General features: G+C 50.2%; 19 protein-coding genes. 14 read left to right on the forward strand and 5 right to left on the reverse strand.

Annotated elements, in window-relative coordinates; translation table 11 throughout:
* The first annotated feature begins 24 nt into the window (after window positions 1-24).
* From AB4Z33_RS19615 to AB4Z33_RS19625, 3 genes are read left to right on the forward strand one after another with little or no spacing between them, the layout of a single operon-like run.
* Window positions 25-960, forward strand: a complete 936-nt coding sequence (locus tag AB4Z33_RS19615; protein WP_442051522.1) for a COX15/CtaA family protein — start codon at window positions 25-27, stop codon at window positions 958-960.
* Window positions 961-1,000: 40 nt separating this feature from the next.
* The gene (locus tag AB4Z33_RS19620; protein WP_442051523.1) at window positions 1,001-1,705 is read left to right on the forward strand and encodes a Cthe_2314 family HEPN domain-containing protein; all 705 of its coding nucleotides are present in this window, start codon (window positions 1,001-1,003) and stop codon (window positions 1,703-1,705) included.
* A gap of 34 nt (window positions 1,706-1,739) precedes the next feature.
* Window positions 1,740-2,516, forward strand: a complete 777-nt coding sequence (locus tag AB4Z33_RS19625) for an SDR family oxidoreductase (RefSeq protein ID WP_442051540.1) — start codon at window positions 1,740-1,742, stop codon at window positions 2,514-2,516.
* 400 nt (window positions 2,517-2,916) lie between these two features.
* Here AB4Z33_RS19625 and AB4Z33_RS19630 read toward each other — a convergent pair whose 3' ends face one another.
* Window positions 2,917-3,162 (reverse strand): NifU family protein, encoded by a 246-nt coding sequence (locus tag AB4Z33_RS19630; protein WP_442051524.1) that lies wholly within the window; start codon window positions 3,160-3,162, stop codon window positions 2,917-2,919.
* A gap of 97 nt (window positions 3,163-3,259) precedes the next feature.
* Here AB4Z33_RS19630 and AB4Z33_RS19635 point away from each other — a divergent pair, with 97 nt between their 5' ends.
* Complete coding sequence (locus AB4Z33_RS19635) at window positions 3,260-3,520, forward strand: YuzB family protein (RefSeq protein WP_442051541.1); 261 nt, start codon at window positions 3,260-3,262, stop codon at window positions 3,518-3,520.
* Window positions 3,521-3,532: 12 nt separating this feature from the next.
* Here AB4Z33_RS19635 and AB4Z33_RS19640 read toward each other — a convergent pair whose 3' ends face one another.
* Window positions 3,533-4,603, reverse strand: coding sequence for an NAD(P)/FAD-dependent oxidoreductase (locus AB4Z33_RS19640; RefSeq protein WP_442051525.1), 1,071 nt, complete (start codon window positions 4,601-4,603; stop codon window positions 3,533-3,535).
* A 62-nt stretch (window positions 4,604-4,665) separates the two neighbouring features.
* A complete protein-coding gene (gene mqnE, locus AB4Z33_RS19645; protein ID WP_442051526.1) occupies window positions 4,666-5,769 on the reverse strand; it encodes an aminofutalosine synthase MqnE in 1,104 nt (367 codons plus the stop codon).
* Window positions 5,770-5,988: 219 nt separating this feature from the next.
* On the opposite strand from mqnE, the gene AB4Z33_RS19650 reads away from it, so the two are divergent.
* The 10 genes from AB4Z33_RS19650 (at window position 5,989) to AB4Z33_RS19695 (ending at window position 15,823) form a co-directional block, all read left to right on the forward strand.
* Entirely contained in the window at window positions 5,989-6,351 is a 363-nt protein-coding gene (locus AB4Z33_RS19650) for a HesB/IscA family protein (RefSeq protein WP_442051527.1), read from the forward strand.
* A gap of 139 nt (window positions 6,352-6,490) precedes the next feature.
* Entirely contained in the window at window positions 6,491-6,877 is a 387-nt protein-coding gene (locus tag AB4Z33_RS19655) for a hypothetical protein (protein WP_442051528.1), read from the forward strand.
* A 202-nt stretch (window positions 6,878-7,079) separates the two neighbouring features.
* On the forward strand, window positions 7,080-7,295 hold the full coding sequence (locus tag AB4Z33_RS19660; RefSeq protein ID WP_442051529.1) for a hypothetical protein: 216 nt from the start codon (window positions 7,080-7,082) through the stop codon (window positions 7,293-7,295).
* Between the two features lie 66 nt (window positions 7,296-7,361).
* Window positions 7,362-8,108 (forward strand): response regulator transcription factor, encoded by a 747-nt coding sequence (locus tag AB4Z33_RS19665; protein ID WP_442051530.1) that lies wholly within the window; start codon window positions 7,362-7,364, stop codon window positions 8,106-8,108.
* Window positions 8,105-9,196: a sensor histidine kinase gene (locus tag AB4Z33_RS19670; protein WP_442051531.1), complete on the forward strand. Its 1,092-nt coding sequence runs from the start codon at window positions 8,105-8,107 to the stop codon at window positions 9,194-9,196. The genes AB4Z33_RS19665 and AB4Z33_RS19670 overlap by 4 nt, the downstream gene beginning before the upstream one ends.
* A 137-nt stretch (window positions 9,197-9,333) precedes the next feature.
* On the forward strand, window positions 9,334-10,110 hold the full coding sequence (locus AB4Z33_RS19675) for an ABC transporter ATP-binding protein (protein ID WP_442051532.1): 777 nt from the start codon (window positions 9,334-9,336) through the stop codon (window positions 10,108-10,110).
* Window positions 10,085-12,040 carry an FtsX-like permease family protein gene (locus tag AB4Z33_RS19680; RefSeq protein WP_442051533.1) on the forward strand — a complete coding sequence of 652 codons (1,956 nt, stop codon included), beginning with the start codon at window positions 10,085-10,087 and terminating at the stop codon, window positions 12,038-12,040. Before AB4Z33_RS19675 ends, AB4Z33_RS19680 begins: the two co-directional genes overlap by 26 nt.
* A 128-nt stretch (window positions 12,041-12,168) precedes the next feature.
* Complete coding sequence (locus AB4Z33_RS19685) at window positions 12,169-13,608, forward strand: spore germination protein (RefSeq protein WP_442051534.1); 1,440 nt, start codon at window positions 12,169-12,171, stop codon at window positions 13,606-13,608.
* A gap of 14 nt (window positions 13,609-13,622) precedes the next feature.
* Window positions 13,623-14,699: a GerAB/ArcD/ProY family transporter gene (locus AB4Z33_RS19690; protein ID WP_442051535.1), complete on the forward strand. Its 1,077-nt coding sequence runs from the start codon at window positions 13,623-13,625 to the stop codon at window positions 14,697-14,699.
* The gene (locus AB4Z33_RS19695; protein WP_442051536.1) at window positions 14,696-15,823 is read left to right on the forward strand and encodes a Ger(x)C family spore germination protein; all 1,128 of its coding nucleotides are present in this window, start codon (window positions 14,696-14,698) and stop codon (window positions 15,821-15,823) included. The genes AB4Z33_RS19690 and AB4Z33_RS19695 overlap by 4 nt, the downstream gene beginning before the upstream one ends.
* A 78-nt stretch (window positions 15,824-15,901) precedes the next feature.
* Here the strand turns inward: AB4Z33_RS19695 and AB4Z33_RS19700 are convergent, their stop codons facing one another.
* Together AB4Z33_RS19700 and AB4Z33_RS19705 are read right to left on the reverse strand one after the other, a co-directional pair.
* Window positions 15,902-16,540: a metallophosphoesterase gene (locus tag AB4Z33_RS19700; protein ID WP_442051537.1), complete on the reverse strand. Its 639-nt coding sequence runs from the start codon at window positions 16,538-16,540 to the stop codon at window positions 15,902-15,904.
* The coding region (locus AB4Z33_RS19705; RefSeq protein ID WP_442051538.1) for an ABC transporter ATP-binding protein at window positions 16,524-17,556 on the reverse strand (1,033 nt) is incomplete at its 5' end. The genes AB4Z33_RS19705 and AB4Z33_RS19700, both read right to left, overlap by 17 nt.

Raw genomic sequence — 17,556 nt, forward strand, 5'->3', positions numbered from 1 at the left:
TTCCTGAAAAAAGGTGATTTTATTATGGTAACCGGCCGTTTTCGCACATTAGCTATCGCTACGTGCATCGGAATGCTTCTCGTACTGCTCGCCGGCGCGCTCGTCACGAATACAGACTCAGGCCGCGGCTGCGGTGATGACTGGCCATTGTGCAATGGCAAATTCGTACCTTCATACACGCTGGAATCATTAATCGAATATTCGCATCGTCTTGTTACAGGCTTCGAAGGCATCTTGGTGCTTGCAACGTATGTGGCGGTACTGCGCATGCATCGCAAGGACAAGCAAAGCGGGGCTTACAAAGAGCCGCTATTGTATGCAGGCGGGGCGCTTCTCTTCACGATCGTTCAAGCGTTAATGGGGGCGGCAGCCGTGAAGTGGCCGCAATCGCCGCCGGTCATGGCGATTCACTTCGGCATATCGCTCATCGCATTCGCTGCAACGCTGCTGCTTGTCGTATGGACGTATCGGGCGAAGCGGGGGCAGACCGGCATTGTGAAAGTACCGGCATCCATCTTTCCCATCGCGCTTGCTACGGCGGTATACTGCTATGTTGTCGTCTATCTAGGCGCTTTCATCCGTCATACCGAAGCGGCAGGCGGCTGTCTAGGCTGGCCGTTGTGCAACGGCGAGATTGTACCGGAGATCGAAGGCGCTACGGGCGCCGTATTCATCCACCGGGTGGCAGCGCTTGTCCTCGGATTCGTGATTGCAGGATTGTACGTATTCATCCGCAAAGTAAGCAAGCCGGAAGCCGGTCTTACGAAAGCTGCCGGATGGTCGCTCATTCTTGTCATTACGCAAATATTCAGCGGAGCTTTGCTTACGGCTACGGTGAGCAATGAGGATTGGTTTATTTTCACAAGCTTATTGCATAACTTGATTATTACCGGCTTGTTCGGACTTCTGCTCGATCTCGTCTTCCGTTCATGGCGATTCAGGGACGAGCGTCCGAGCTAACCATTACAAATGCTAAATAGCTAATAAGGAGGCTGCCGATATGCTTCGATTTCTGTTTGACGAGCCTCCAAGGGAAGCGACGGGCTGTCTGGAGGAAACGCTTCGGCTCATGGAGGAATTCGGATCACTTGTGTCGAAGCGTATTGCTGCCGGCCAAGATGCCGACCATAGGCTGCGCAAATATGAGATATGGACGCTTGGACTCCGCTCTGCGCTCGACGAGCTGGAGCAGAGTTCTTATGCAGCGAGCCATTATAAGCAAAAAATTCGTATCGTTTCCGTGCAGCAGATGTCACCGGAGGAACGCATGAACTATTCCCGGTATGTCTATTACGACAAAAACGGGTTTATACGGGTGTTCTCCCTGTTGGATAAGCTCGGTACTCTGTTGAATGAATTGCTCGATATGCGCACGGAGAAGTTGAAGGCCCATTTCTCGTATTTCACAGTGCTTCGCAATATGCGCGAGCGCAAAGCCCATCCTGAACTGACGTGGAAGCTTAACGACGTGAAGGAGAAATACAAGGAAGCGACGAATCGGCTGCGCAAGCGCAGAAATACGGAGATTCATTACATGAATTCGGAGATGCACGACGATCTGATCCAAAGTCACCGGATGTACGGGGAAGAAGCGAAGCTGGAGAATATCGAACAGCAAGCGATCGACTTGTCCGACGGCGTTACGCTGGCAATGGAATCGATGCGCCTGTCGTTCCAATACGGCTGTAAGCTGATGAGAAATTAGCAAGCATAAGCGGGAGAGGGGATTACTCGTGGAGCTGAAGGGCAGAACGGCATTAGTGACAGGCAGCGCGAAGGGCCTAGGCAAGAGAACGGCGATCCAGCTTGCCGAGCAGGGCTGCAATGTCGTGCTTAATTATTATGAGAGCGAGCTAGAGGCCGAGCAAGTGAAGAGCCAGATCGAGCAGCTTGGCGTAAGGGCGATTACGGTGCAAGCCGATATATCGTCGGCTGAGGGCGTCGAGAAGCTGGCTAGCGAGGCGGAGCGATGGGCCGGCGGCGTTGACATTCTAGTCAACAACGCCGGTCCGTTCGTGCGTGAACGGCGCTTATTCAGCGATTACGACGAAGCTACGATTATACGGCTGCTCCATGGCAACCTGCTTGGCGTAATGCTGCTTGACCATCGTTTGCTGCCAGGCATGCGCAGCCGCAGATGGGGACGAATTATTCATTTCGGCTTCGGTCATGCGGGAGAAGCAAGAGCATGGCCGCACCGAGCGGTGTACGCGGCAGCGAAGACAGGGCTAGTTTCATTCACGAAGTCGCTTGCCGTCRAGGAAGCGCCATTCGGCATAACGGTCAATCTAATCGGCCCTGGCGACATTCGCGGCGCGAACAAGGAACGGTCGATCGAAGAGGTTGAACATGAACATGATTCGGAATCGCCGATGGGCAGGCCTGGCACAGGCGAGGATGTCGCGCGCGTCATTTTGTTCCTATGCGAGCCAAAATCGAATTTCCTCACCGGTAATGTTATTGACGTAACGGGAGGCTTCGATCCTATCCGCGCCAATATAAAGGGAATGTTCTGAGGGCGTAATGAGCCATGTACCCAGTAGTGAGCAATGCTCGGCATGATGCGGTACGCTCCAAAAAGCTGGTTAATACGCTATAGTGTCATTCTGGGCAACTAATTTGTCTTGTACGAAGCGGAAGACCTATTTAGTTCGATTTGGAGCATCTAAACGGGCGAGTTTGGTGTGTTGGCGGCGAATCGGTCGAATTAGTTCGATGAAATGCAACTAATGAGCCATGTACCCGGTGGTGCGCTCTATTCGTTATAATATAACGAACGGAGCACGACACAGCGCGGCGCAGGGCCGTAATTAATAAAAAAAAGAGTCTTATCACCAAGCGGCGAGCGTACACTCGGCCATGCTTGCGGGATAAGACTCTTCGACATTCAAGGGTGTATCACGTGATCAAGTATTCCTAGAATACTTGAACAACCTCAACGACACCTTCAACTTCTTCAAGCAGTGCGCGTTCGATACCCGCCTTCAACGTGATCGTGGAGCTCGGGCAGCTGCCGCAAGCGCCCATAAGGCGAAGCTTAATGATACCGTCTTCGACATCGACCAATTCTACGTCGCCGCCGTCCCGTTGCAAAAACGGACGAAGCTTATCTAATACGTCAAGAACCTCATCGTACATTGTGTCTTGTACTTGTTCACTCATTGCAATCATCTCCTTTCTCCCCTATTATAGTACAAAGTGAACCAATTGAAAATGGTTAGCAACTGAGTAAAGTTAGGTGATTATTATGTTTAAACCAATGATTGAATTTTGTGCCAGCAACATGCATCATGGAACTGATCGTATTATGGCAAAATTTCAGGAAGACGATACATTCGAGGTCATCGAGTACGGTTGCTTAGGCAATTGCGGTGAATGCTACAATAACCCATTCGCACTGGTTGACGGAACAATCGTATCTGCTGAAACGGTAGACGAGCTCTATGACAATATCCTGAAGTCGCTGGAGCAACAGCAAGCCGATCGCGAGGCGCTCGACAAGCTGTTAGACGACCTGTAAGCGGCGCTGCAATTAACCTAGATGACGCTTAGAGCGCCAGAGCACACCGCTCTTAACGAGCCGCGGTACCCGGCCCATAATCGCTGTACCTCCCATGAGGCCGAAGCCGCTTTTCTTGCCGAGCGAGCCAAGCACGCCTTTCAGCTTGAGCTTGCCGAGATGCGGCAGCGACTTGTCATGCCAGATCGCTTGAAGCACTTCGGCGATCTGCTTGCCTTGCGCGCCGGCTGCTTGGCCGCTAGGCGAGAGTGGCAACGATGCGCAGTCGCCGACGACGAATACGTCATTATAGTCCGGAAGCTGATGGTGCTCGTTAATAAGAAGACGACCCGTCTTGTCCTTAGGAAGATTCATTCGCTGTACGAGCGGAACGGGCTGAATGCCTGCCGTCCATACGGTTACATCGGTATAAATAAGGCTCGATGTATTGGAATCATACAACGCCCCAGATTCAAGCTTCGTAATTGCGATATTTCCTCTCATCTCCACCTGATGCTCCGTAAACCATTCGGCTACGAAAGATTGAAGTTTGCTAGGAAAAGCAGACAATACTTTCGGTCCGCGGTCCAAAATACGGATGTTGAGATCAGGACGGCTCTCGCGCAGCTCCGCGGCTACTTCAACGCCGCTAAGTCCGCCGCCTACAATAGTCACTTGTCCATAAGGTTTAACGTCATTCAGCTGAGCATATGTTCTTCTAGCTGCCGAGAATGTCTGAATACTCGTTGAATATTGTTCTGCGCCTTCGATTCCATGATACTTGTCGGTGCAGCCAAGTCCGATCACAAGCCATTCGTAAGCGATGGGATCATGTCCGTCTATATACACAAGACGCTGCTCCATATCGACATCACTCACTTCTCCGTAAGCATACGATATACGCGGGTCTACAGGGAACTTAACCCGCAGCTCCAGATCGGATACCGTTCCTGCCGCCAATGCATAATATTCGGTTTTGAGTCCTTGGAATGGCATGCGGTCGACCAATACGATCGATACGTCATGAGGTACTTGTTTCTCTAATAATTCATTAGCTATGGCGAGTCCGCCATAGCCTCCACCCAAAATAACTATTTTTCTCATATGATTCCATCTCCACACTTCTAGATGATGATTATACAGTATGCCCTTTTATGTCTATTTCCTTACTCGTACACCTTGATTTCGTTATAGAACGTGTCCCGCTCAACAGGAATCCGGCCGGCACCTTTAATGAGCCAGATAAGATCCTCGCGCGTAATGCCCTCAGGCGTAAGAGCGCCTGCCGCATGACTGATCTTTTCCTTCACGATCGTGCCATGCGCATCGGATGCGCCCATCGTCAGCGCAACCTGCGTAAGCTGCACGCCGATATTGATGAAATACGCTTTGATATGCTGAATATTGTCCAGCATGAGTCGGCTGATCGCGATCGTCTTCAAATCCTCGAAAGCCGAGTTGCGGCGGCGAATGCCGGCACGCGGGTTAATCGGCTGCATGGACAGCGGTATGAATACGAGGAAGCCGTTCGTCTCATCTTGAAGCTCGCGTAYGTGCATCATATGGCGAATTCTTTCTTCCTTCGTCTCGATCGAACCGTAAAGCATCGTTGTATGCGTACGTAAGCCAAGCTGATGAGCAGTCCGGTGCACATCCAGGTACTGAGAAACGTCGGCTTTGTCTACGCGCATTTTTTTGCGATATTGATCGGACAAAATTTCTGCGCCGCCGCCCGTAAGCGATTCAAGACCTACCTTCATGAGCTCTTGCAGCACTTCTTTGTAGGTAAGACCGCTTATACGCGAGAAAAAGTCGATCTCCGCAGCGGTGTAGGCTTTGAGCGTTACTTCAGGGAAACGCTGCTTAAGCGCGGCAAGCGAGTCTACATAATATTGGAACGGCACATGCGGATTATGTCCCCCAACAATATGGAATTCGCGGACACCGGGATGGAAATGCTGCTCCACGTATTCGATCATTTGCTGACCGGACAACGTATAAGACCCTTCTTGGCCCTCGTCCTTGCGGAAGTTGCAGAAGGCGCAGTGCGCTTCGCACACATTCGTGAAATAAAGGCTCATGTTTTCGATAAAATACACTTTCTTGCCGTTTTTGCGCATTGCAACTTCGTTCGCTAATTGGCCAATGGTGAGCAAATCATCCGATTGATATAAGAAAACGCCATCCTCCAGCGATAGTCTTTGGCCATGACGCACTTTTTCGATGATGCTTTGCATTTGCGTATTTTCTGACGGAATTACGATATTCATTGCATAGCCTCCATATCTTTGAGGTGGTTTGTGAAAAAAGGTACATGATTTTCCGGTGAAGAAGCTGTAACTATTATAAACCTCATACGTAGTACGGGCAATCCCAAAATGATGTTAGCTGTGCGGGTTGCTCTTGAGCAACGGAATGAATAGGAGTATACTATGGATAAGTAAGTGAAGTGCCAAGCAAGCACAGACAAGCAAATGGAGGGATGTAGCATGATCACGATTAGTGACACGGCATCTGACAAAATAAAAGAAATGCTCGATGCGGAAGGAACACCGGATATGTTCCTACGTATCGGAGTCAAAGAAGGCGGCTGCAGCGGTTTCTCGTACGGCATGGGCTTCGATGATGAACACCATGACGGCGACAACGAACTAGAGCTTAAAGGGCTCAAAGTTGTTGTTGACGGCGACAGCGTCAAGTATTTGCACGGACTCGTTATTGACTTCAAGGAGTCTGCAATGGGCGGAGGCTTCACGATTGAGAATCCGAACGCGAGCGCAACTTGCGGTTGCGGAAGCTCATTCCGGACGGCAGCCGACGCAGGCAAGCCAGCAGCTGCAGGAGAATGTTAATAGACGCTCTGTAATAATCTTCCGGAGCTGTGTATCGTTACCGATGCACGCGCCGGAGGATTTTTGTTTTGAACAAACATAAATTGGACAAGTTAATGTAATAATCGTAGACATTCAGACATCGTGGGGGATACCGCAAATGAAATTTATTAAGGATTATGGGCATTTTATCGAAGTAGGCTGTACGTCATGCGGTAAGAAACATACGGTTCAGAAGAGCCAATACACTTCCGTAGCCGAAGGCTATCAATTCCAATCCCCAGTCACTTGCGCTTGCGGCATAACGGCCCGTACTGCGGGCAAAGATAACAGCAAGTGGAGCTTCGACCCTGATTACACGGTGAAAAGGGTCGGCAGCCGATCGACGTCGGTTAAGATGCTGCTTGTTATCGGTGCGATTATCGTTATGTTCGTCAGCGAGACGGTATACATGTTAGAGACCGATAAAGCGGAGCATAGCGGCAACACGCAACAGGAAGCCGATGAAGAAACATCAAGCGCTGGAGCCATTGTTTACGCCGTATAGAATAGCCTAACTACAGACTCAACATGGAGAAGCTTTGCAAACTGCGCGCTAAGTGCGGTAAGTGCAGGGCTTTTTTGGCGTAATAGCATAGATCAAGGGAATGTGGACAATCTAACGATATTCCAATAGATGGATGCTGATGGATGAACGGATGCGGTGGCAACCCATCCTACAGAATTCGTTAGATTAGGAGGAATCCCTAATGCTGTTGTTCGTATGTATCGCGGTTGTTGTCCTGCTGCTGTTCGAAGCGCCAAGACTTTATGTAAGAAGGAAGAAGAAGGCGGTCGTTGTGTTCGTGCTTATGCTGTCGCTTGTGACGGTGCTCGCCTATAACTTTGAATATCGATTGCCGTTTCCGGCGCCGGTCAGAGGAATTGAGGCGGTCTTCAAGCCGCAGACGAGCTGGATGGAATAGTTTGCTTGGCTTTATGTATCCTGCTATCGTAAGTGTAATAGTTATTATGATGCAGGAGGATTATTTATGTACCGAATATTCATCGTTGAGGACGATGCGAAGATAGCCGCGATTTTGAAAAACAACATGGAGAAATACGGCTTTGAAGCCGCCAGCGCTTCGCAATTCCGCGATTTGCTGCCGGAGCTTGTCGCTTTCGATCCCCATCTGGTATTGCTGGACATTAACTTGCCTTACTTCGATGGCTTCTATTGGTGTCGCCAAATAAGGGCAAGATCCAGCATGCCAATCGTATTCATCTCCGCCCGCGCGGGCGAGATGGATCAGGTGATGGCGATTGAGAACGGCGGGGACGATTACATAACGAAGCCGATTCATCTCGACTTGCTCATGGCGAAGGTGAGAGGCGTGCTGCGGCGCGCATACGGTGAATATGCGGCAGCGGGAATGAGCAGTTCTACAGCAGGTACGGCTGCATCAGGCGGCGGTGCGGAGCTTGAAGTGCACGGTCTGCGATTACACCTGAGCAGGAATGAGCTGGAATGGAACGGGAATCGAGTGGAGTTAACCAAGAACGAGCAGCTGCTTGCCGAGTGCTTAATGAGGCATTTCGGTCTAATCGCTTCCCGCGAGCAACTGCTCGAGACATTATGGGACGATGTTCAATTCGTCGATGATAATACGTTAACGGTCAACGTCACCCGTCTTCGCAAGAAGCTGGAGGAGCTGTCACTGCCTAGAGCGATCGAAACGATCCGCGGTCAAGGCTATAAGCTTGTGTTGCCGGAAGAAACAGAAGGAGTAACGTCATGAACCGGGTGACGCTGGTTGTTTTTTTGAAGGACAGGCTCTTCTATATTCTCGTGAATTTATTCATTATTTTTTTATCCGTTTTTATGCTGCTGCTGGAACGGGAACGTTATTCGAAGCTGAAGATGATCGAATTGAACACCGTTATTTATTTTGTCGTACTGGCTTTATTTTTCTTAACGTTATGGCTCGTATTCGATTATTTGCGAATGCGCCCCTATTACAAGCAATTATTAATCGCGATTGAACGCTCGGATGGTCTATTTACTACCGCTATTGTCCAGGAGGCCGTTACGAAGGAGCAGAGGCTGGCCGCCAAATTATTGGAGGAGCAGCACCGGGCTTACTTGGACGAGCTGGGCAAGTATCGCCGCCAGCAGGAGCTGCATAATCATTTTGCGCTGCAATGGGTGCATCATATGAAGACGCCGGTATCGGTCATTGACCTGCTGTCACAAGAAGCGCTAATACAATCTCAGCACACACCGGAGGATCAGCGGCAATTCGCTGCAAGTGTGCAGGAGGAAACGGAACGTATTACGAGCGGGCTGGAGATGATGCTTTATTCCGCGCGCATCGATAAATTCGAATTCGATCTGCGGATCGAGCGGACGGCGCTTCATGAGCTTGCTCGTTCCGTGCTGAATGCCCATAAACGGCTATGCATTCGTTATTCCATCTTCCCGCGTCTGGATGGCGAGGCCTGGGTAGAGACAGATCCCAAATGGATGACCTTTGTATTGAATCAGTTCATAAGCAATGCTATCAAGTACAGCAAAAATAAGCCGGGATCGAAATCGCTGCTTCTTCGGATTGAACCGAAGGGAGTCAATGCGACGATGCTATCGATCCAAGACGAAGGTATCGGCATTCCGGCGCATGACATTTCCCGTATTTACGAGCCTTTCTTTACAGGGGAGAACGGCAGGACGACGGGTGAATCGACGGGCATGGGTTTATACTTGACGAAGCAGGTGTGCTCCCGATTAGGGCATACGCTGTCGGTATCGTCTGAGGCAGGCAAAGGGACAACGTTCATGGTCAGCTTCGTTTCGCAAGGTATACATAAGATCGCCCAGGATCATAAGTGATCGTTAATGGCCGATAAACATGACATTTTTGTAAGGTAAGATCGATTAGATGAAAGGTAAATCGATGGGTCAGGGCACTCCCAGCAGCTATACTTGGGTTATACAAATGAAAATAATGTTTCTGGGAGGAACAAAGCATGAGCGTACTAAAAGCACAAGGGCTAGGCAAAATATACAGCAGCAAAGGAAATGTGGCATACAAAGCGCTGGAGGATATTGAGCTGCAGGTTGAAGCCGGAGAATTCGTCGGCGTCATGGGCCCTTCGGGCAGCGGCAAGACAACGCTGCTGAATCTGCTGGCTACGATCGATCGTCCAACTTCCGGGCAGATCGAGATTAATGGAGTCAATCCGAGCAGGCTTAACGAGAAGAAGCTGGCGCTGTTCCGCCGCCGCGAGCTTGGCTTCGTCTTCCAAGACTTCAACCTGCTCGATACATTATCGATTAAGGAAAATATTATTTTACCGCTCGTACTTGAAGGAATGACTCCTAAGATTATCGAACAAAAGCTGGCTCCGATTGCGGAGTTTCTACAGATTGCATCGATATTGGAGAAGCGGACCTACGAGGTGTCTGGCGGCCAGAAGCAGCGTGCCGCGATTGCGCGTGCCATCATCCATCAACCTTCACTCGTATTAGCCGACGAGCTGACGGGCAACCTCGACTCCAAAGCGGCGAAGGATGTCATGGATTCGCTGAAGGATATGAACGAGCGTTACAAAGCTACTATTCTGATGGTGACGCATGATCCGTTCTCGGCAAGCTACTGCCAGCGCATCGTGTTCATCAAGGACGGCAAGTTCTTCTCCGAGATTAGACGGGGAGCGAATCGCCAAGCGTTCTTCCAACAAATATTAGATGCGCTTAGCGTGCTGGGAGGTAACTTCGATGACGTTCCGTTCGCTCGCGCTTAGCAATATTAGAGGCAACTGGCGATCCTACAGCGCGTTTTTCCTTAGCAGCGTATTTTCCGTTCTGATCTTCTACATCTATGCAGCGTTTCTAGCTCATCCGGACGTCGTTAACGGAAATATTATGGCGGCTGCGAAGGTGCGCCGAGGCATGGTGTTCTGTGAATACTTGATCGTTATCTTTTCGTTCCTGTTCGTTCTTTACTCCAATTCTGCTTTCCTGAAGACGAGGAAACAGGAATTCGGATTATTCTCCTTGTTCGGCATGACGAAGGCGCAGCTTAGACGCCTCGTTATCTACGAAAATGCAGCGATCGCGGTACTGGCAATTGCCGTAGGCATCGGACTAGGCATGCTGTTCAGCAAGCTGTTCTTTATGGCGCTCGGCGTCCTTCTCGACATGGACGAGACGATCCCATTCGCGGTGCCGCTGAAGGCCGTATGGATGACGGGAGGAGGCTTCTTCCTCTTATTTATGGTCATTTCATTGTGGACGGCGCTTCGGATCGGACGAAATGAAATTATCGATTTGCTTAACGCGGCGCGTAAGCCGAAGGGACAGCTTGCCTATTCCAAATGGCTGGTCGCACTGACAATCGCTTGTCTAGTTACGGCTTATGGCGTCGCACTCTCGATGAACCCGGAGACCTCCGCGGGACTGACGAGTCCGCTTATCGTTCTTGTCTCGGTTGTCGTCGGCACGTATTTTCTGTTCACGCAGCTTAGCGTCCTGTTTCTACGATTCATTCAGAAGCGCCACGGTGTTTATTACAAACGAACGAATGTGATCGTCTTTGCGCAGCTAGGCTATAAAATAAAAGATAATGCCCGCATCTTGTTCACGGTGTCGTTGTTAAGCGCGGTTATTATGACGGCGTTGGGCGCCGTTTATATTTTGCAAATCGGTACGACGAAACAAATGGTGGAGCGGTCGCCGTACTCGATCGTTTATATCGAAGAAGGCTTGAACAGTCATGAAGTTATCGAACCGAAGAAGATGGAGGATATCCTCCATGAGGATGGATTCAAGGTAACCCGCGAAGCGAAGTTCACAGGGGTGAAGCTGATCGATCCGGTCGTGAAGTCCGGTGAGGTTGAACGAACTTATGATTCGAGCTGGGGCGGCGCTCAAATCATTAGCCTTAGCGATTACAATAAGTTGGCCGAAAGCGTCGGGGAGCCGATTCAAACGTTAAAAGAAGGGACGGTGAAATTATCCGTTCCAATCTACAACGTCAATCCATTCGGCAGCGGAACGGTGACCGGCAAGGTGAACGATGTTCAGCATAACTTCGAAATGGCTGAAGCGATCAATAATACGGTCATGAACACGACCAACCTAAATTATGTCACAGTAGTCATGGATGATTTGTCGTTCGCCCAATTGCTGTCCGGCGTACCGGATGACAAGCTTCTTGTCACTTATGCGTTCGAACTTAGCAATTGGAAGAAGGCGGGCGAAACAGCCGCGAAGCTGCAGCAGCTTGTGCCGGAGGAACTGCTTCCGCAGACGGACTTCGATCGTTCGATCCGTTATGCGTCATCTACGGAAGAGATCTCCCTTACCTTATTCATCGGCATGTTCATTGCGCTGCTCTTCTTTATCGCATCGGGCAGCATGATCTACTTCAAGCTGTTCACGGAGATGCAGGAGGATCAGGCGCAGTTCAAGTCGTTGTCCCGAATCGGAATGACAAGAGCAGAAATACGCAAAATCGTAGTGACGCAGATCGGCATCGTTTTCTTTGTCCCATGCGTCGTCGGCATCGTCCATACTTTATTCGCGATGAAGTCGCTCGACAACTTAATGGAATCGTCCAATTGGATCTATTCTTTCGTTGTTATCGGCATCTACATTGCGATGCAAACGATTTACTTCCTATTTGCTTGCGGCAACTACATGAAGAGCATGCTGCGAGGAGCAACGGCTTAATATACCATTTGCAAAACCGTACGGAGCAGCAATCCTGCTCCGTGCGTTTTTTTTGCTTTGGTATAAATATCCTGCCTGAAGCTCAAATTAAGGTAGTTAATAGCTATACGGGCGGGAGTTGACGACTTATGGTTTTATCGAAATCCGAGAACGATAAGGACAACATGAAGCCTACGCTTCAGCATACGTTGGAAGAGTTTAATGATTGTGTGGACTTCGTGCATTATACATTTCCCGAAATTGGGATGGAGATGTTATTCTTCGAGCATTTGGTCGGGAGYGATCACTTCACGAGAGATGTTACCGTGCCCTTCTCGAATGCGAGCAGCGATGAGGCTAGACGGCTTCTCAACCACTCCCAATATGTTGAGATCAATGAAAACAAACCTTTCATTAAGGCTATATTAGATGGAGCGGTAGCCATCTTCTTTGAGAACAGCAGTTATGTGGTCGACGTCTCTAAGCCTGACTCCCGTTCGATTGAACAATCGGAGACGGAAGCGATCATTACCGGTCCGCATGATTCGTTCAACGAAGTCGCGGAGACCAACTTAGCTTTGGTTAGGAGAAGGGTCAAAAGCTCGCATCTGAAAACGATGAGGCTAGAGGTTGGCGAGGTTACAAAAACGAGCGTATATGTTCTCTATATTAAGGATTTGGCTAATATGGAGTATGTTAACGAGCTGCATTCGCGGATTTCGAAGATCGAGATCGATGCGGTATTGGACGGCAATATGCTCGTTCAATATATCGAAGATTTTCCCAACTCGATATTCCCGCTTATTCCAACGACCGAGAGGGTCGATGCGGCAGTATCGAAGCTTATATCCGGCCGGATCATTGTAATCGTCGATGGCAGCCCTTCCGTTATTTCGGCGCCTGCTTCTTTCTTCGAGTTTTTCTCTTCGCCAGACGATTACTATCAGCGATGGATGTTAGGGACGGCGACCAGGCTGTTAAGGTTTGTGGCTTTTATTATAACGGTGACGTTCACGGCGATGTATGTATCCGTAACGACGTTTCATTATGAGATGATTCCGGAGGATTTGCTGCTAACGTTAACGGAATCGCGTTCAAGGGTGCCTTTTCCTCCAATATACGAAGCGCTGTTGCTTGAATCGACTATCGAGCTGCTAAGGGAAGCGGGAGCAAGACTGCCCACCAAGATCGGTCAAACGATCGGCATCGTCGGCGGTATCGTTATTGGCCAAGCGGCCGTTCAAGCGGGACTTACAAGCAATATATTGATCATCGCCGTAGCTTCTTCGGCCATTGCCTCCTTCGTTATTCCGAGTTATGTGATGAGCGCATCGATTCGTCTTATCCGATTCGGACTGATTATTTTGGCGGGGCTGCTCGGAAATCTTGGACTCATGATGGGACTTATCATGATCGTTATCCACTTGTCGGGGTTAACGAGCTTGAAGGCCTCCTATTTGTCCCCTGTTGCGCCTATGAAAATCAAGGATTGGCAGGATGTATTCATGAGAGCGCCTTTCGCATGGCTGAAGGAGAGGCCTACCATATCTAGATCGCCGAATATGCGCAGAAACAAAATGAAGCAGTAGGGGGAGAACGGGAGTTGGCCAAGGAGAAGCTTTATCCTTTTCACGTCATGATCCTTACCTATATGACTCAGACGGGTGTTGTCGTCCTAAGCTTGCCTCGTATGCTTGCGGAAAATTTCGGGTACAACGGGTGGGCTGCCTTGCTTGGTTTCACCGGTGTCGCCGCTCTGAACATCTTCATCATCTCGCTCGTATATCGCTTCGGCAAAGGGAAGTCYATTTTTCAAATATTAGAAATGTCTTTGCCCAAATTTCTGTTGTATCCGCTGTATGCGTTTTTGGCTTGCTTATGGGCAACCACGGGCTGCATAGTCGCCAAAAACTACGTATCTATCTTCGAAATGGTGTCGTTAAGCACAACACATGTCATGCTGGTCAAGCTGCTGGTCGATATTCTCGTTTATTTTCTCGTCATCAAAGGCATCTATAACATCTCCAAGGCGCTTACGACCTTCTATTGGGTGACATCATGGATGTATTTGATTTTATTATTTTATGTAAGAGACTTCGAATGGGCAAGATTGACCCCATTTTTCTTTACCGGAGAGACGCATTTTGTACAAGGGGGGATGAGCGTATTCACTTCTTTCATTGGATACGAGCTTTGCATCCTATTGTTTCCTTACGTTGAAAAAAGCAAAAAATTTATGAGGGCGGTGCAATACGGCAATTTAATGACCGCATTTACTTATACGCTCATTTGCTTCATATGCTTCGGATTTTACAGCTTTGATCAGTTGAAGCTGATGGTCTATCCGATGCTTGACCTACTGTCGTATGTTAATCTGCCGTTCATTGAACGCGTTGACAACCTGCTGTTCGCGTTCTTCTTGTTCACGACGGTCGCGACGATAGCTATGTACGTGTGGGCATCGCAGGAAATGGTGAAACGGATGGTGCCGAAAGTAAAGGATAATCTGATCACTTTCATAATCATTATTGCGGTGTTCTTCGTTGCTTGGATACCGGATACAATTCCCGAGATAGGAGAGTGGCTTCAATATTTGGGATATACGGAGACGGGTGTTGCGTTCGGCCTTCCTCTCATGCTGATCGCCATTCTGCTCGTGAACAAGAGAGCAAGGCAATGACCCTCCTGCGCAAGCTTGCGTGGCTTCTGCCGTTTACGGCGCTTCTGCTGCTCACGGGCTGCGGAGACGAGAGAATACTGGAGAAGATGGGTTTCATCCATTCCACGGGATATGATCTCGTTCCGGCGGAGAACGAAGGGGAGAAGGATAAGCTGCGAGTGACGATTGCCGTTCCGAAAGCCGATCCGGAAGGAAAAATCAAACGGGAGACGATGTCGGCCGTCGTGGCGTCGAGCAAGGAAGCGAGAATCGAATTTTCGAGACAAACCGAGCTTTCGCTCGTCAGCGGACAAACCCGCAATACGCTGTTCGGAGTCACGCTTGCCCAGAAAGGGCTTCGGGAGCATATCGATACGCTCTTGCGCGATCCGGCCATATCTCAGCGCGTGAAGATCACGATCGTTAACGGAAGCGTCTATGAGCTGCTCATTAAACGATATCCGGAGCATCCGAGGCCGGGTCAGTATATGGACCGCATGCTGGATAAGGAAGCTTCCGTCATGATGATTCCGACGGTCACCTTGTACGATTTTACAAGAGACTTCTATGACGACGGCGTTGATTCGGTTGCGCCCATATTGAAGCAGAAGGGCAAGAACATTGCCTTGGACGGCATTGCCCTGTTCCAGGGAGATCGCTATGTAAGCCGAATCGACGCTGACGACGCGCTAATATTCGCGATTTTGCGCCAGAACTTCAGACGCGGCGAGATGAGCATCGATCTGAAAAAAGCCGGATTGGGAAATGAACGGTTGTTGTTCAGCTCGATGGTCAGCAGCCGGAAAATCAAGGTCACTCATGGGGGAGACGGCGTACCCCGCGTTCAAATCCGAATGGTCGTCAAGGGCTCCGTACTGGAATACGTCGGCGCTCTTAAGATTGGCGAAGATCAAGACCGCCATAAGCTGGAGAAGCTGGTAGCGGAGTATGTAACGCTGCAGGCGAAGAAGTTGATTGCCAACATGCAGCAGCATAAAGCCGACAGCTTAGGCATCGGGAAGCATGTCAGGAACAGCATGAGCTATGCGGAATGGAAAAGCTTGAATTGGGACGAGGTGTACCCGAGGATAGAGGTTAGCTGCAGCACGGAGGTTGTAATCAAAAATTACGGAAAATTCATGTAAGGACAAGGCGTGAGCCGGAGCTGCTCCTATGGGAAACAAGAGAGCTTCCGGCTCGTTTTCATTTGCTAACAACAATGCTTATAAAGCTGGCGCCGTAGAGCAGCCGTAGCTGATGCCTTCATGCAGATTGACGAGCGTTAGCCGGTGGCCATGCTTGGCGCCCGTATCGATGCCGATTCGGTTGTCGCCATACCAGAGTTTCCCTGGCGGGGTCCCCAGGCGATGGGTTGGCGTATGTCCGAACACGATCGTATAACGTCCCTCTTCGCCGAACCGTTCGGACTTGGATCGGATGAAGTCGTCGCGAATTTCCGTCAGATCGCGGACGCTCTGCCGTTCGAGCGGAATGCCGGGACGGATTCCTGCGTGCAYAAGTAAAAAGTGATCTTGAATGGTATATAGGGGCAGCGAGCTTAGCCAAGACCATTGCTTAGGGAATCGCAACTCCCCGTTACGTGGTTTGGCAAGCCTCAGTTCTTGATTGCCGAGCAACGCGATTGCTCCATGAGAGACTAGATGACGGACTTGATCAAGCGTTCCGTAGGAGGATTCATCGTCTGCGTTAATATAATCTCCCAGCAAAATGAGCCGATCACTGCTAGAGTCATAGTCTGCTTGTTGCAATAACTGATTAAKAGCGTCTTGATGTCCGTGAATATCGGATATGGCAAGCAGTCTGCTTTTGGGCAAAATCGATCGTCTACCTTTCTTCCTCAAAGTTGTATATGAAAGCGGAGCTTGGTCTTAGGTTGACCGCAATGCGGTCACCGGGAGACAACGGCTCCTCATGCAAGACGTACAGCTTCTGCTTCTGCCCCTCCCGGGTCTGAACGACCGACCGCCAGCGTATGCCCTCGAAAGTGCAATGAAGCACGACCGCTTGCAAGGCGTTGCTGATTTCGACATTTACGTCTTGAAGGATCGTCGCTTCTTCCGGCCGGAACATCAGAATGGCTTCGCTTCCTTCGATAAAATGTTCGTCAGCGTTAGGTGTTATGCCATGCAGCAAACGATCGCCCATCCGTATCGCAGCCCCCTGAGGCGTATGGACGAACGTCCCGCGCAGGCCGTTAATGGCGCCGAGCAGCGAAGCAGCCCACCGGCTGGCAGGCTTGCTGTAGCATTGCTGCGGCGTCCCGAATTGGTCGATTCCGCCCGCTCGCAAGATGAGCAGCCGGTCAGCCATAGCGAACGCTTCATCCGGGTCATGCGTGACATGGAAGACGCTGATGCCGAGCTTGCGGAACAAGTAGGCCATCTCGGTACGCATCTCGACGCGCAGCCTCATATCGAGATTGGAGAGCGGTTCATCGAGCAGCATTAGGTTCGGTCTGGTAGCTAAAGCCCTCGCGATCGCAACACGCTGCTGCTGACCGCCGGACAACTGCGGGGGCAGCCGATGCTCCAGCCCCTCCAGATGGAGCATCTCCAGTAATTCCGTCAACCGCTGATCGATGTCGCGGCGATCCATACGCTGTCTCCGAAGGCCATAAACGATGTTTTCGGTGACGTTCATATGCGGCCAAAGCGCATAATCCTGGAATACCATATTTACCCCGCGATTCTCAGGCGGGAGCATGCTTTTGTTAGACGCAATAACGCGGCCGTCCAACTTAATGTGGCCTTCATCGGGACTGGCCAGCCCGGCGACAAGCTGAAGCAGAGTCGACTTGCCGCATCCTGAAGGGCCGAGCACGCTAATGATTTCACCGATATGCGCCAAGGTGAAATCA

Origin of the sequence: Paenibacillus sp. 2TAB19, assembly GCF_052115185.1 — a bacterium.
In the GTDB taxonomy this organism is placed as follows: domain Bacteria; phylum Bacillota; class Bacilli; order Paenibacillales; family Paenibacillaceae; genus Pristimantibacillus.

Excerpts from the sequence above, each read along its gene's own strand:
- AB4Z33_RS19620 (WP_442051523.1), top strand. The coding sequence starts at position 1,001 with ATGCTTCGATTTCTGTTTGACGAGCCTCCAAGGGAAGCGACGGGCTGT.
- AB4Z33_RS19675 (WP_442051532.1), top strand. The coding sequence starts at position 9,334 with ATGAGCGTACTAAAAGCACAAGGGCTAGGCAAAATATACAGCAGCAAA.
- AB4Z33_RS19665 (WP_442051530.1), top strand. The coding sequence starts at position 7,362 with ATGTACCGAATATTCATCGTTGAGGACGATGCGAAGATAGCCGCGATT.
- AB4Z33_RS19660 (WP_442051529.1), top strand. The coding sequence starts at position 7,080 with ATGCTGTTGTTCGTATGTATCGCGGTTGTTGTCCTGCTGCTGTTCGAA.
- AB4Z33_RS19680 (WP_442051533.1), top strand. The coding sequence starts at position 10,085 with ATGACGTTCCGTTCGCTCGCGCTTAGCAATATTAGAGGCAACTGGCGA.
- AB4Z33_RS19635 (WP_442051541.1), top strand. The coding sequence starts at position 3,260 with ATGATTGAATTTTGTGCCAGCAACATGCATCATGGAACTGATCGTATT.
- AB4Z33_RS19655 (WP_442051528.1), top strand. The coding sequence starts at position 6,491 with ATGAAATTTATTAAGGATTATGGGCATTTTATCGAAGTAGGCTGTACG.
- AB4Z33_RS19695 (WP_442051536.1), top strand. The coding sequence starts at position 14,696 with ATGACCCTCCTGCGCAAGCTTGCGTGGCTTCTGCCGTTTACGGCGCTT.
- AB4Z33_RS19615 (WP_442051522.1), top strand. The coding sequence starts at position 25 with ATGGTAACCGGCCGTTTTCGCACATTAGCTATCGCTACGTGCATCGGA.
- AB4Z33_RS19670 (WP_442051531.1), top strand. The coding sequence starts at position 8,105 with ATGAACCGGGTGACGCTGGTTGTTTTTTTGAAGGACAGGCTCTTCTAT.
- AB4Z33_RS19650 (WP_442051527.1), top strand. The coding sequence starts at position 5,989 with ATGATCACGATTAGTGACACGGCATCTGACAAAATAAAAGAAATGCTC.
- AB4Z33_RS19630 (WP_442051524.1), bottom strand. The coding sequence starts at position 3,162 with ATGAGTGAACAAGTACAAGACACAATGTACGATGAGGTTCTTGACGTA.
- AB4Z33_RS19640 (WP_442051525.1), bottom strand. The coding sequence starts at position 4,603 with ATGAGAAAAATAGTTATTTTGGGTGGAGGCTATGGCGGACTCGCCATA.